This window comes from Parasphingorhabdus sp., assembly GCF_036964675.1.
GTDB lineage: Bacteria > Pseudomonadota > Alphaproteobacteria > Sphingomonadales > Sphingomonadaceae > Parasphingorhabdus.
Genome location: NZ_JBALTF010000070.1, coordinates 1 through 13,563, shown reverse-complemented (window position 1 = coordinate 13,563; position 13,563 = coordinate 1). Strand labels below are relative to the sequence as shown.

Sequence of the window (13,563 nt, the reverse complement as noted above, 5' to 3'; positions counted from 1 at the left end):
GGGTTTGAAGACTTGGCATTTCATGCTTGGCCTGTCGGTGCTGGCGCTGGTGATCATCCGGATCCTTGTCCGGCTGCTCTCTGCCAAACCACCGATCAAACCGGAACCGCCTGCGTGGCAAATGCTGTTTGCCAAAGGGACCCATTTGGCACTTTATGCGTTCATGCTGGCGATGCCGATTGCCGGCTGGCTGATCCTCAGCGCCGCCGACAAGACCATTCCCTTTTTCGGGCTCGAGCTGCCGGCGCTGGTTGCGCCGGACAAGGCGCTGTCATCGCAGATCAAGGAACTGCACGAGACATTCGGTACGGTCGGATATTTTCTGATCGGCCTGCATGCCCTGGCGGCGCTGTTCCATCACTATGTGGTCAAGGACAATACGCTGCGGCGGATGCTGCCCGGGAAGCGCTGAACGCCAAGCGCAAATCAGCCGCAATTTCGCTGCCCGGCAGTCGCTATGTGAGGAAGACGCAGGCGGCTGGATGCAGCTGGGCGAGGGTGAACGATTGGTGCGATGCGCAAGCATCGCTCGCTTCAGCGAACTAGTCTGGTACCGACAGAAACGAATTGGAACCGGAAGGCCCCTGCTTCGACGAGAGAAACCACCCCGACCCCTCCTTTGAAAAGGAGGGGCTTAAGTTGGCGTTCGTCCTGATTATTCTCGGGCGGAAGGCGCCCTTCGACAAGCTCAGGACGAACGAATTGAGTCAGGCAAGTTGTTATGGCGAGCATAGCGAAGCAATCCGGAGCGACCCGCTGAGGTGCTATGTGAAGCCAATGTGATATTTTCTCTAGACGCGTCACATTATGGTGTGATAGAAAAGTTACAAATCACATTGTAAAGGCGAGTCCATGAGCAAAATATTGATCGAGCAACTGACCCAACTGATCGAATCGGGCAAGGAAACCCGCGCCGGTCTGGCACGGGCCGTCGGTTTGCACGCCAACAGTCTGCGCAGCCTGGGGCAGGAGGACTGGAACCCGACTGCGGAAACGCTCGGCAAGCTGGAGAGTTATCTGATACGCGGCGGCAGCGGCGTGATGGCGACAGCGGAAGAGATTATCAACGAAGCGCGCAACGGCCGGATGTATATCCTGGTCGATGACGAGGACCGGGAGAATGAGGGTGACCTGATCATCCCGGCGCAAATGGCGACTCCCGATGCGATCAACTTCATGGCCAGATATGGCCGCGGGCTGATCTGTCTGGCGCTGTCGCGGGACCGGGTCGAGGAACTGGGCCTCGACATGATGAGCCAGAATAACCGCGGCGCTTATGAAACCGCCTTCACCACGTCGATCGAGGCGCGCGATGGCGTCACCACCGGGATCAGCGCTGCCGACCGGGCGCGCACGGTCGCGGTCGCGATTGACCGGACCAAGGGCAAGGAAGAGATTGTCACCCCCGGCCATGTCTTTCCGTTGCAGGCGCGCAACGGCGGCGTGCTGGTCCGCGCTGGCCATACTGAAGCGGCAGTCGATGTCTCGCGGCTGGCTGGCCTCAACCCGGCTGGCGTGATTTGCGAGATCATGAAGGACGATGGCGAGATGGCGCGGCTCGATGATCTGATCGAATTTGCCCAGCATCATGGCATGAAAATCGGCACGATCCGCGATCTGATCGCCTATCGCCTGCGCCATGATCATCTGACCGAGCGCCGCGAAGAAGCGCGTTTCACCAGCCGCTGGGGCGGCGAATGGAATGCCATCACATTCTATAATACGGCGACCGAGAGCGAGCAGATCGTCCTGCAGAAGGGCCATGTCGATCCGGAAAAGCCGACCCTGGTGCGGATGCATGCGACCGCGATCTTCCCCGACCTGTTCGGGCAGGAAACCGGTCGCGCCAACATGCTGCAGGAATCGATGAAGATCATCGGTGAGGAAGGCGCTGGTGTCATCGTCTTCATCAGCCCGCGCGTGTCCGACTTATATTCGCAGCAGGTCCGCAGCCTTGGCGGCGGCAAGCCACCGGCGATGGACCAGCTGCGCGACTATGGCGTTGGCGCGCAAATCCTGACCGAACTGGGTGTCCATGATATGGAACTGCTGACCAATACCAGCCATGACCTGGTCGGGCTGGACGCTTATGGGCTCCGGATTATCGGGCAGCGGGCGGTGCCGGCCGGTGATGGCAGCGCAGCAGCGAAAGAGCTGGAGAGCGCATAGCGATCATCAGCCCCTCCTCTTCAGAGGAGGGGATCAAGGGGTGGTGGCGATGCATCAGCATCGCTCGCGCAAGCGACCAACCATGGTACCGCCGGCAGTGAATGGAAAAACCGAAGAACTATTCTTCGACGAGAGAAACCACCCCAACCCCTCCTTTGAAAAGGAGGGGCTTAAGAAGCAGAAAGACAAAGAAAATGGCAAAATTCCTGATCGTCGAAGCGCGTTTTTACGACCATCTCAACGACATGCTGATCGAGGGCGCGACCGATGCGCTGAAAGCGGCCGGTCACGAGCACGAAGTGCTGACCGTCCCGGGGGCGCTGGAAATTCCCGCCGCTATCTCGCTGGCCATCGACAGCGATCTCTATGACGGCTTTGTCGCGATCGGCGTGGTGATCCGCGGCGAAACCTATCATTTTGAAATTGTCGCCGGTGAAAGCGCGCGCGGAATCATGGCGCTGACCATGGATGGCGCGGCGATCGGCAATGGTATCATCACCGTCGAGAATGAAGAGCAGGCGCTGGCGCGTGCCGACAAGACCCGCAAGAACAAGGGCGGCGAGGCAGCCCAGGCGGCGATGGCAATGTATGAATTGGCGCTGAAGTTCAGCCACTAACAGCAGCAGGACCCTTGTCCTGCCACTGTCAGAGCCAAAAGCTTATTGGGACTGGGTGCCGGCAATAGCGGCCTTGAATTCGTCTTCGGTCATCGTGATCGAGACATCATCACCCTGAGTCATGAAAGCTGCGACCGGCAGCTTCACCGCCTGGCCGTCATGGTCCACGGTCACATATTCGGCGTCTTTTTCCTTTATGGTACCGATCACCGCGGCTCCGGTTACCGATTTCACTTCGGTGCCCGGGGTCAGGCTGGCCAGCAATTGGGCCTGTGCATCGGCAGCCGCTTTTTCGACAGCAGCATCGAGATCAGCCTTCGTCATCATGAGCGACAGGCCATTGTCTGTTTTCGCAAAGGCATTGGTTCCGAGCGCAGCTTTATTCGTGCCGGTATCCACCACCACGGCGCCATCGCTTACGGATTCCACTATGCCCACATCACCGCCATTGGGCCCGACAACCTTCATGCCAACCTGAGCTTCGACAGCCGGTGCAGCATCTTGTGCCAGGGCTGGTGCAGCAGCGAGCAGCGCTGTGCCGGTCAAGAGGGTCAGAAATTTCTTCATATTTTACTCCTTAAATTTACAAAAAATAGTAATCAACCAATACAGTTTTCTCGCTAAAAAACGATGGCTAGTTTTGTTAAGGCGATTGAGGCGAGCCGACGCATGAACAGGACAGAAGGTGACGGCGGCGCCACCGGCATCACGATCGGCAAGGAAAACTGCCGTTTCGAGATTGTTTCCGGCAATGGCGTGCCGCGGAAAAAAGGGCGCTGTCGCCTGTCAGAAAATGGCTGATGATTGGCTGATGATCAGCTTCGCAGTGCTTTTATCTCACGCCTGATCGCCCGGATCTCTTCCAATATTTCATCCCGCTGGGCGGTCTGCTCTTCATCGGCTTCCTCGTGCATCGCGTTGACAATGATCGCGATGAACAGGTTGAGTACAACAAAGCTGGTAACCAGCACAAAGGGTACGAAAAACACCCAGGCCCAGGGATAGACTTCCATGATCGGGCGGACGATGCCCATTGACCAGCTTTCCAGCGTCATGATCTGGAACAGCGAATAGAGCGATGCACCAATCGAACCGAACCATTGCGGAAACTCGCTGCCGAATAATTTGGTCGCCATCACCGCAGCAATATAGAAAACCAGAGCAAGCAAAATGATGACCGTGCCCATCGACGGGATTGCCGCAAACAGACCCTGCACGACCTTGCGCATCTTCGGCATGGTCGAGACCAGGCGCAAGGCCCGCAATATGCGTAGCGCGCGAAGGACGGACAGGCTTCCGCCGGTCGGCAGCAGCGCCACTGCAACAATCACAAAATCAAAGATATTCCAGCCATTTTTGAAGAAAGACAGGCGGTAGACAAAGAGCTTGAGCAGGATTTCGACAATGAAAATTCCGATCGCAATCTGGTCGAGAGCGCCAAGTATCGAGCCATAGCGTTCCATCAGCACGGGAGAGGTTTCCATCCCGATGATGATCGCGTTGATGACAATCACCGCCATGATCGCATTCTGAAAACGCGATGATTCAATCAATATCCGAAGTCTTTCAACCACAAGCTACCCTCATTGCCAAATGCTGCTGTTTTTCAACTCGGGATCATCTGGTCGCGCAACAACCGGCAATCAAGACAAGCTTTGCATCGCCAGCGATAGAATATTGCCGAGGGTTGTGACCGGGAGATTGCGCCCCCCTTTGCTGATTGCCTGCACGGAACCCAATCGCGAGCAATGCGTAGTTTCCCGAGGTACCGAGCTCCGCCAGTTCGTGCCAGTTCGGGAAGTACGCTAGGAAGACCAGCAAGAAAGCCAATGATATGACTGTCAAAACTGTCGAGCTTCGTAAAATGCAGAGCAATAGCAAGCAGGCCGACCGTAGCAAAATAGCTGGCGAGCATAGCGAAACAACGGGATCGACCGATATGCTCGATCAAAAAACACCGTTGCTCGACTGGAACGAGGCCGGACCGTCGTCCGTCGGTGCCCACAAGTTGACCGAAGATCAGTATGAAGAGCTTGCCGCCGCGATCGACGCAATTATCGAGTGGATTCAGGTGCTCGGGGCGAAAACACCGGTTAACCTTTCAGCCTATAATAAGGAAGGCGTCATCGACGATCAGGTGGAACCGAGCGATGTCGATGCCATGGTCAAGCAGTTGAGCGGCGATACGCTCACCGTGGTCAATCAGATGCGCGCATTTGTCGAAATCGCTGAAGAAGCCGACGATGTTTTCGCCACTAGCCTCCTGACCGCACGCATTGCTGCGCTGGAAAAAGCATCATGGATGCTGTCGGCGAACTTGTCGTCGATCAACTGAAAAACGGGAATAGCTTAAGGAACGTCGACAAAACCAGCACCCGTCAGGGCTTCACCACCTGTCATATGACCATGATATTCGGTCAATCAACCGTGCTTGCGATCATAGGGCCAGCCACTGTGACGAGTTTTTGCTCGCTTGCCTCGCCCTTCACTGCGAGCCCATGCCATCTGTCAGTCCGCCGACAGTCATGGAATCACTTGACCCGGCCGTTCTCTTCTATAAATTAGAACATATCATGAACAACATCGATTCGGATCCGGACCGGGCTGAGAGGCCTGCGTCGACCAACCCTTCCGCTGTGGCTTCGGCGACAGCAGCGAAACCTTCTGTCTTGCGGGCCCGTCTCGCCAAGATATTGGCAACGTCCGGCGTAAGCACGGCGGAGGATGACGGTCAGCCATCCCATTTCACTTTGGGCGTCGACAGGATCGACACCGGTTTGCGCGGCAATGCGGGGGCCGATGGCCTGCCGCGTGCGGCGCTGCATGAATTGCATGCAGTAGAGAAAGCGGATTGGACGAGTGCGGCAGCCATGGCGCTGCTGTGGGCACAGCGTTGCCGAAACTTGGATCGGGAGGAACGGCCCATCCTGTGGATCAGCGAAAGCGGGGAAGCCAGACGGCTGGGCAGGCTCTATCCACCGGGGCTGGCGGAACTGGGCATTGATCCATCCGGCCTCATCCACGTCGATGCGCCGGACAGCATCGCGGTGCTCCGTGCCGCGGCCGACGGCGTAAGGTCTTCGGCGATCGGCGCGGTGATTATCGAACTGTCGGGCAAGAGGCCCAAGGGTCTCGACCTGACGGCGACAAGGCGGCTGTCGCTGTCGTCGCAAAAGTCGGGCGTGCTCAGCCTGTTGCTGCGCTCCGGCAGCGACGCGGACAATCCGCTGCCGACCGCTGCCTTCAGCCGCTGGCACGTGGCGGCTGCGCCTTCCTCGTCACTGGAGGCCAATGCTCCGGGCCATCCCGTCTTTGATATCAGCTTGCTGCGCCATCGCAGCGGTCTTTACGGGCTGAGCGCCCGAATGGAGTGGAACCGTGACGATCAAATCTTCCGCGAACCGCAGGGCACGCCGGACATTGGCGCTGTTCCTGCCCTATCTGCCGTCCGAACGAATCATCAGGGCACACGGGCCGCCTGACCATCCGTTTGCGCTGACCGCAAAAATTCGCGGCGCAATGGTGATCATGGCGGCAGACCGGCAGGCGGTGTCCCTGGGCCTGGGACCGGGCATGAAGCTCGCCGATGCCCGGGCGCGGGTGCCGGATCTGCTGGCCTTTGACCATGATCCGCTGGCCGATGCAGATCTGCTGTCGCGGCTGGCGGAAGCCTGCGAGCGCTATACGCCAATGGTGGCGGTCGATCCGCCCGATGCATTGATCCTCGACATCAGCGGCGCGGCGCATTTCTATGCCAGCGAGACAGCGCTGGCGCAGGATGCCGAGGACCGGCTCGATGCGGCGGGCTATAGCGCCTGCTGGGCTCTGGCCGGAACCCCCGATGCCGCGCTTGTGCTGGCCAGACATGGGCTGAAGGAGGGCGCCGAGGCGCAGCTGCCGGTATCGGCGCTGGCCATGGACGCCAAGGTCCATCAGGCGCTGGAACGGGCCGGGCTTTATCATGTTGGCGATATTGCCGAACGACCGCGCGCCAATCTGGCCGCGCGCTTCGGGATGGAACTGACGGTCCGGCTGGACCGGATTCTCGGGATCGAAGACCGCCCGATCGATCCGCTGCGCAGGATTGGCAATGTCGTCACCGAGCGCCGCTTTGCCGAGCCACTGACCCATATCGACGCGGCACTCGCCTGTCTGTCGGACCTGTTCGCGGAAGCCTCGGAACGGCTCAACGAGCGCGGCCAGGGCGCGCGGATGATCCGGATGATGCTGTTCCGCTGCGATGGCGATGTCGCGCGGCTCGGTCTGGAAACCGGCGCACCGACCCGCGATACGGCGCTGTTCAAGCGGCTGCTGCGCGAACGGATCGAGGCGCTCAACGACGCGCTCAATCCCGGCTTCGGCTATGATCTGATCCGGCTGAGCATCGTCTCTTCGGAAGTGCTGGCGCCGCAGCAATTGCGGCTCGAAGGCGGCGAAGACCGGCAGGGTGATGAAGTCGCCCTGCTCAGCCAGCTCAGCACCAGGCTGGGCCGCGACCGGGTGCAGAAATTTGTCGCCGCCGACAGCCATATCCCCGAACAGGGCCTGCTTGCCCTGCCCGCGCTCAACGCTCCGGCACCGGTGCCGTGGGAGAGACTGTCTGCCGACAATCCACCGATGCGCCCCCTGCACATGTTCGACCCGCCGCAGCGCGTGCAGGTGATCGCCGAAGTCCCTGACGGCCCGCCCTATCGCTTCACCTGGCGGCGCAAGACCCATCAGGTGATCCGCTATGAAGGTCCGGAGCGGATCGCGTCGGAATGGTGGCAGCGCAAGGATGGACAGCAACCCGGAAACGGCGGCCTGACCCGCGACTATTACCGGGTCGAGGACGCCCGCGGGCGGCGCTACTGGCTATTCCGGCACGGGCTATATGGCGAGGAGAAAGCGAACCCGGACTGGTATGTGCATGGGCTGTTTGCGTAAAATGCGGCTACCAGAGATCGCGTCATTGCGAGCGAGGCGAAGCAATCCAGGGCGTCTTTGCGTGGCTCTGGATTGCCGCGTCGCCTGCGGCTCCTCGCAATGACGGCCTTCGCCGAACTGGCCGCCTCCACTCATTATAGCTTTCTGCGCGGTGCCTCCTCGCCCGCCGATATGGTGATGCAAGCAATGTCGCTGGGCATGACCGGCATTGGTATCGCCGACCGCAACAGCGTCGCCGGGGTTGTGCGGGCGCATGCCGCCTTGCGCCGGGCGGGCGAGGATGCGGCGGAAGAAGGACTGGTACTGCCCAACTTCAAGCTGATCGTCGGATCGCGGCTGGTCTTTGCCGATGAGGCGCCGGAGATGATTGTCTATCCGCTCAACCGGCGCGGCTGGGGGCGGCTGACGCGGCTGCTGTCGACCGGGAACTTGCGGGCGGAGAAGGGGGAGTGTTTTCTGTACGAGGCGGATTTGCTGGAGTGGTGCGACGAGGATTGGGCGCTGATTATTTTAGCCCCTCCTCTTCAGGAGTTCCGGGTTGGGGCCGGTCCCCACTCACCAAATTCAGAAGCTGGCATCGAGCCAGCTTCCTCATATCCCACCCAGTTTGGTAGCAGCTTCATCCCCCGGATGAAGCCAAGAGCGACCAAACTCCCCTCCCTTAAAAGGGAGGGGCTTATCAAAGAGCTTCTCTCCCGAACCCCCCATATCTGGCTCGGCGCGGTCATGCCGCGTTCCGGTCCGGACAAGCGGCATCTTGCCAGGCTACACAGTCTCTCCACAGCCACAGATATCCCGCTCATCGCCACCAATGACCCGCTCTATGCAACAGCCGAACAACGCCCGCTGCACGACATCCTGACCTGCATTGCCGAGAAAACCACGGTCGACAAAGCCGGACGTCTGCTCGCCGCCAATGCCGAGCGCTTTCTCAAGCCCCCGGCAGAAATGGCGCGCCTGTTCCGGGACTATCCGCAAGCGATTACGGAGACCCAGACACTGCTGGACCGGATCTATTTTTCGCTCGACGAACTCAGCTATCATTATCCCGAAGAACCGGTGCCCGAAGGCTGGACGCCGCAGGGCTGGCTCGCGCATCTCACCTGGTCCGCCGCCCATGATCGGCATGGCGAGACCCTTCCCGAACGGTTGCGGGCGAAGGTCGAGGAGGAATTGCGGCTGATCGAGAAGATGGAATATGCGCCCTATTTCCTGACCGTCCACGATATTGTCAAATTTGCCCAGGATCAGGAGATACTCTGCCAGGGGCGCGGGTCGGCGGCGAATAGTGCGGTCTGTTATCTGCTCGGCATCACCTCGGCCGATCCGATGGAACATGACCTGCTGTTCTCGCGCTTCATTTCCGAGGAGCGCCGCGAGCCGCCGGATATCGACGTCGATTTCGAACATGAGCGGCGCGAGGAGGTGATCCAATATATCTATGCGCGCTATGGCCGCCACCGCGCCGGGATTGCCGCCACGGTGGTCCATTATCGCTCGCGCAGCGCGATCCGCGAGGTCGGCAAGGCGCTTGGCCTGTCGGAAGATATTACCACCCGCCTCTCGAGCACCGTCTGGGGCAGCCATTCGAGCAAGGCACCCGACAATCGTTTTGCCGAAACCGGACTCGACCCGGACAATCCGGAGATCAGGCGGGTCGGCGACATGGTCCGGCAGATCCTGCAATTTCCCCGCCATCTGTCGCAGCATGTCGGCGGCTTCGTGCTGACCCAGGACCGGCTCGACGAGACCGTGCCGATCCACAATGCCGCGATGGACGACCGCACGTTCATCGAATGGGACAAGGATGATATTGATACGCTCGGCCTGATGAAGGTCGACATATTGGCGCTCGGCATGCTCACCTGCATCCGCAAGGCGTTTCATCTGATGGAGGAAATTGGTGAGATGCCACCAAATCTCTCTCCCTTTCAGGGGAAAGGGGGGCATGCCCTGTCCGGCAGCCCCCTCCCCTTAACCCCCGAGGGGGAAGCAAGATGGACCCTGCAAAACGTCCCGCATGAGGACCCGGCGACCTATGACATGCTGTGCAAGGGCGACAGTGTCGGCGTGTTTCAGGTCGAAAGCCGCGCCCAGATCAACATGCTGCCGCGGCTCAAGCCGAGAGTATTTTACGATCTGGTGATCCAGGTGGCGATTGTCCGGCCCGGTCCGATCGAGGGTGATATGGTCCATCCCTATTTGCGGCGGCGCAGCGGCGTGGAGAAGGTGACCCTGCCCTCACCGAGCCCGCCGCATGATCCCGACGAGCTCAAATCGGTGCTCGGCAAGACTTTTGGCGTGCCGCTGTTTCAGGAACAGGCGATGAAGCTGGCGATTGTCGCCGCCGATTTCTCGCCCGGCGATGCCAACCGGTTGCGCCGGGCGATGGCGACCTTTCGCAATGTCGGCACGATCCATCATTTCCGCGAGAAGATGATCAGCGGCATGACTGCCAAGGGCTATGAAGCGGATTTCGCCGAGCGCTGCTACAAGCAGATTCAGGGCTTTGGCAGCTATGGCTTTCCGGAGAGCCATGCGATCAGCTTTGCCCGGCTGGTCTATGTGTCGAGCTGGATCAAATGCCATCATCCGGCGGTATTTGCCGCGGCCTTGCTCAACTCGCAGCCGATGGGTTTTTATGCGCCCGCCCAGCTTGTCCGAGATGCGCGGGAACATGGGGTGGAGATTCGCGAGCCGGATGTGAATTTTAGTGACTGGGATAATGGGTTGGAGGTTGAAGCAATAAGCCCCTCCCTTTCAAGGGAGGGGAAAGGGGTGGGTGCGGCACCGCAAGGTGACGCTCGCGAAGCGAATGTTGATACGAGAGACACCACCCCAACCCAGTTCCGGGTCGATCATGCCCCCGGCATGATCTTGGACTGCCGGGGGCAGCCCAACCCGGGACTTCTAAAGAGGAGGGGCGAAATGCCCGCCCTCCGCATCGGCTTCCGCCAGATCGACGGGTTTCGCGAAGCCTGGGCGAACGAAATCGTCAGCGCGCGTCCGTTCCGGACGATTGAGGAGCTTGCCCACAAGGCCAACCTCCCGGCCCGCGCGCTGCGCCTGCTCGCCGACGCCGATGCCTGCCGGTCGCTGGGGCTGGATCGTCGTCAGGCGCTGTGGGAAGTCCGCCGGACCCCGGTCAACACCCTGCCGCTGTTCGAGGCGGCGCAGGCAAAGGAACTGGGGCTTGAACAGGATGCCCGTCTGCCCGCCATGACCAAGGGCGAACATGTCGTCGCCGACTATCAAAGCGTCCGCCTGTCGCTCAAGGGCCATCCGATGGAATTTTTGCGCGAGCGGCTCCGGGCGATGGGTGTGCTCAGCTGCGCGGAACTGGCGCGGGCCAAGAACGGGTCACAGGCAAAGGTCGCCGGCGTCGTGCTGATCCGCCAGCGGCCCGGCAAGGGCAATGCGATTTTCATCACGCTGGAGGATGAAAGCGGCGTGTCCAACCTGCTGCTCTGGGCCAGCCGCTTTGAAAAAATGCGCCGGCCGGTGATAGCGGCCCGGCTGATGCTGGCCACCGGAGAGGTGCAGCGCAGCCGCGAAGGCGTGACCCATTTGATGACGTCGCGGGTGGAGGATTACACGTTCATGCTGAACGCAATCACCAGCCGCGAACCGCCCGACATGCCAATGGCCCGCGCCGACGAGGTCAACCGTCCGGTCTATCGCAACGAGGACCGGCAGGCGGCGCGTCAGGCAGAGGCTGCTCGATCAGCGCATCCCGCCCGGTCCAATGGCGGCCATCCGCGCAATGTCCGGATATTGCCGAAGTCGCGCGATTTTCATTGAAATCAGCTGGTGGCAAAATGGGCGGGAATGTCTGGATCCGAAGTATCCAGCAGCGGGATTTCATTCTCTTTCAATCCTGCATAGGCATGCGCCCAGCGGATCACCCAGTCTGGGTCTTTTACCTTGCTGGGATGATAGCCGGGCAGCAGCGATTTCATCATCGCCGGCCCGATATTGGCAAAGGCACGCCCGATCATTTTATACAGCCGCAATCGGCTGCGCATATCAAACCACAGGCCGTCTTTGCTCAGCATCCGGATATAGGCCCTGCGGGTGAATTTCATCACGTGCCAGCTCGCATAAGCGAGCCCAAAGGCCCGGGGCAAATAGCTGCCATATAAATCCTGATAAAGATCGAAGGCAACATTCTTATGCTCGGTTTCCTCCACCATATGCCACAGGATCAGCGAAGAAACCGACGGATCAGCATGTTTGAACAGATCGCGACGATCCTTGATCAGCCATTCGGTAATCCCCATCGTCATGGTTTCAAAACCAGCGGTATAGGCGGTTCGCCAACGCAGACTTTTCGATTGCAACCGTTTAAAATCGGTGTCCATTTCCTGTTCGACATCGGCGAGATCGGGATAAGCGCCCCGCTTCAAAATATCATTATAGCGACGATGGTTTTTGAAATGATGGCCTTCCTGCGCGATGAACCCGCAGACACCGTCTTTCAGTGACGCATCGCTCGCCTGCTTCAATGCCTCGCGTACCGTTTTGATGAGAAAGGGCTCGAGATAAGGCATGGAAAGCGACGCGCCATTGACCATGTGGCTCCATTCATGGCGCTCAGGATGCCAGACCGGGTTGATATTCTCTGAAAAGGCGAAGGGTATGGCGCGCACCACAATTTCCGGCATCTGATCTGAGCCAACGCTCATGGCGCATCCTTGATGAATTGATAATGTCTCCATGCTCCCCGAAGGCCAAGAAAAAAGGCGATATGCACGGCCAGTATCGGCGGCCAGCCGGTCAGGTAAATGATATCATTGGCGAGGCTCCCGCCAAACGGACCACCACCGAATGCGAGGCCTCTTGTACCGAAAAAAGCATTGGCAATGGCGGGCAAGGTGAACATCCAGGCGAACGTCAGCGAAGACCAGAAAAACCAGCTCTGCGCTTTCGGACCGAGTTTGATAAAGGGCGCAGCGGCGGCAAATGCAATCAATAGCAGCCCGTTGGTAATGCCTTCCAGATGCGCCATATTCCAGCCGCGGCGATCACCGCCAATGTCCGCTGGCAGATGGTTGATAACCGGCCACAGATCGATTTCGCCAAGCAGGAAGAAGAAATAGAACCAGCCGGTCAGCGCCGAACTGATCAACAGGCCGAAGCCGTTGATCACCAACAATGTTCTTCTGCTTTCACTCAGCATGGATCACCACCTGCTCGAACTGCCGCTCGCCGCTGCCAAAGATCAGATAGAATATCAGCCCGAAAGCTGCCACTCCGGCTGCCACCTGGAAGACCAGCGCCCATGATCCGGTGACGTCCAAAATCCAGCCGCTGACCAGCACGCCGACAATACCGGGAATGGTGCCGGCGGTGTTGGTAATGCCCATCAACGTGCCGGCATGTTCCGGCGCGATGTCCATATGGTTGACGAAAAAACCGCTGACCGCAAAGGCGCCGAGGGCGCTGCCGATGGTCATGATGGTGATCGCGGTGACCGCATCTTCCGCCTGTCCGACCAGCAGCAGCGCGATGATGCTGCCTCCAAAACCGATTAGCATCATCAGCTTGCGCACCCGCGTGATGGTCATGCCGCCGCCGATCAACTTGTCTGCGACAACGCCCGAAAGGTTGATGAACAGGAACAGCGCGATATGCGGCATCATCGCAAAATAGCCGACCGAGGCATAATCGACACCCAGCCCCTTGGTGACAAAGGTCGGCAGCCAGGCGAGCAGGACATAGAACCACCAATTGTTGCAAAAATGGGCGACGATCACCGCCCAGACCGGCATATTGGTCATCAGCGCGCGCCACGGTGTTGCCACAGCCGGCGTATCGGCAATCGTGTCGGCGGCAATCAGGTCGAGCTCGG

The 13,563-nt window shown here is 59.5% G+C and carries 13 protein-coding genes; 8 read left to right on the top strand and 5 right to left on the bottom strand.

Annotated elements, in window-relative coordinates:
• The 3 genes from V7665_RS11485 to ribH form a co-directional block, all read left to right on the top strand.
• A partial coding sequence (locus tag V7665_RS11485; RefSeq protein WP_335664678.1) for a cytochrome b occupies positions 1-412 on the top strand: 412 nt, incomplete at its 5' end.
• Positions 413-852: 440 nt separating this feature from the next.
• Entirely contained in the window at positions 853-2,169 is a 1,317-nt protein-coding gene (ribB, locus tag V7665_RS11480) for a 3,4-dihydroxy-2-butanone-4-phosphate synthase (protein WP_335664677.1), read from the top strand.
• Positions 2,170-2,363: 194 nt separating this feature from the next.
• Complete coding sequence (gene ribH, locus V7665_RS11475) at positions 2,364-2,786, top strand: 6,7-dimethyl-8-ribityllumazine synthase (protein ID WP_335664676.1); 423 nt, start codon at positions 2,364-2,366, stop codon at positions 2,784-2,786.
• 42 nt (positions 2,787-2,828) lie between these two features.
• Here ribH and V7665_RS11470 read toward each other — a convergent pair whose 3' ends face one another.
• Positions 2,829-3,353 (bottom strand): hypothetical protein, encoded by a 525-nt coding sequence (locus tag V7665_RS11470; protein ID WP_335664675.1) that lies wholly within the window; start codon positions 3,351-3,353, stop codon positions 2,829-2,831.
• Positions 3,354-3,455: 102 nt separating this feature from the next.
• Between V7665_RS11470 and V7665_RS11465 the strand changes: the two genes are divergently transcribed.
• Positions 3,456-3,587, top strand: coding sequence for a hypothetical protein (locus tag V7665_RS11465; RefSeq protein WP_335664674.1), 132 nt, complete (start codon positions 3,456-3,458; stop codon positions 3,585-3,587).
• 14 nt (positions 3,588-3,601) lie between these two features.
• On the opposite strand, the gene V7665_RS11460 is transcribed toward V7665_RS11465, so the two are convergent.
• Positions 3,602-4,360, bottom strand: a complete 759-nt coding sequence (locus V7665_RS11460; protein ID WP_335664673.1) for an ion transporter — start codon at positions 4,358-4,360, stop codon at positions 3,602-3,604.
• Between the two features lie 260 nt (positions 4,361-4,620).
• On the opposite strand from V7665_RS11460, the gene V7665_RS11455 reads away from it, so the two are divergent.
• The 4 genes from V7665_RS11455 to V7665_RS11440 all read left to right on the top strand — a co-directional run bounded on the left by V7665_RS11455 (position 4,621) and on the right by V7665_RS11440 (position 11,513).
• A complete protein-coding gene (locus V7665_RS11455) occupies positions 4,621-5,121 on the top strand; it encodes a Dps family protein (protein WP_335664672.1) in 501 nt (166 codons plus the stop codon).
• Between the two features lie 238 nt (positions 5,122-5,359).
• Complete coding sequence (locus V7665_RS11450; protein ID WP_335664671.1) at positions 5,360-6,268, top strand: ImuA family protein; 909 nt, start codon at positions 5,360-5,362, stop codon at positions 6,266-6,268.
• On the top strand, positions 6,165-7,712 hold the full coding sequence (locus V7665_RS11445) for a Y-family DNA polymerase (RefSeq protein WP_335664670.1): 1,548 nt from the start codon (positions 6,165-6,167) through the stop codon (positions 7,710-7,712). The genes V7665_RS11450 and V7665_RS11445 overlap by 104 nt, the downstream gene beginning before the upstream one ends.
• 99 nt (positions 7,713-7,811) lie before the next feature.
• Entirely contained in the window at positions 7,812-11,513 is a 3,702-nt protein-coding gene (locus tag V7665_RS11440) for an error-prone DNA polymerase (RefSeq protein ID WP_335664669.1), read from the top strand.
• A gap of 2 nt (positions 11,514-11,515) precedes the next feature.
• Here V7665_RS11440 and V7665_RS11435 read toward each other — a convergent pair whose 3' ends face one another.
• The 3 genes from V7665_RS11435 to V7665_RS11425 all read right to left on the bottom strand — a co-directional run.
• On the bottom strand, positions 11,516-12,397 hold the full coding sequence (locus tag V7665_RS11435) for a metal-dependent hydrolase (protein ID WP_335664668.1): 882 nt from the start codon (positions 12,395-12,397) through the stop codon (positions 11,516-11,518).
• On the bottom strand, positions 12,394-12,891 hold the full coding sequence (locus V7665_RS11430; RefSeq protein ID WP_335664667.1) for a hypothetical protein: 498 nt from the start codon (positions 12,889-12,891) through the stop codon (positions 12,394-12,396). Before V7665_RS11430 ends, V7665_RS11435 begins: the two co-directional genes overlap by 4 nt.
• Positions 12,881-13,563, bottom strand: a 683-nt coding sequence (locus tag V7665_RS11425) for an MFS transporter (RefSeq protein WP_335664666.1), incomplete at its 5' end; no start/stop codon positions are given. The genes V7665_RS11425 and V7665_RS11430, both read right to left, overlap by 11 nt.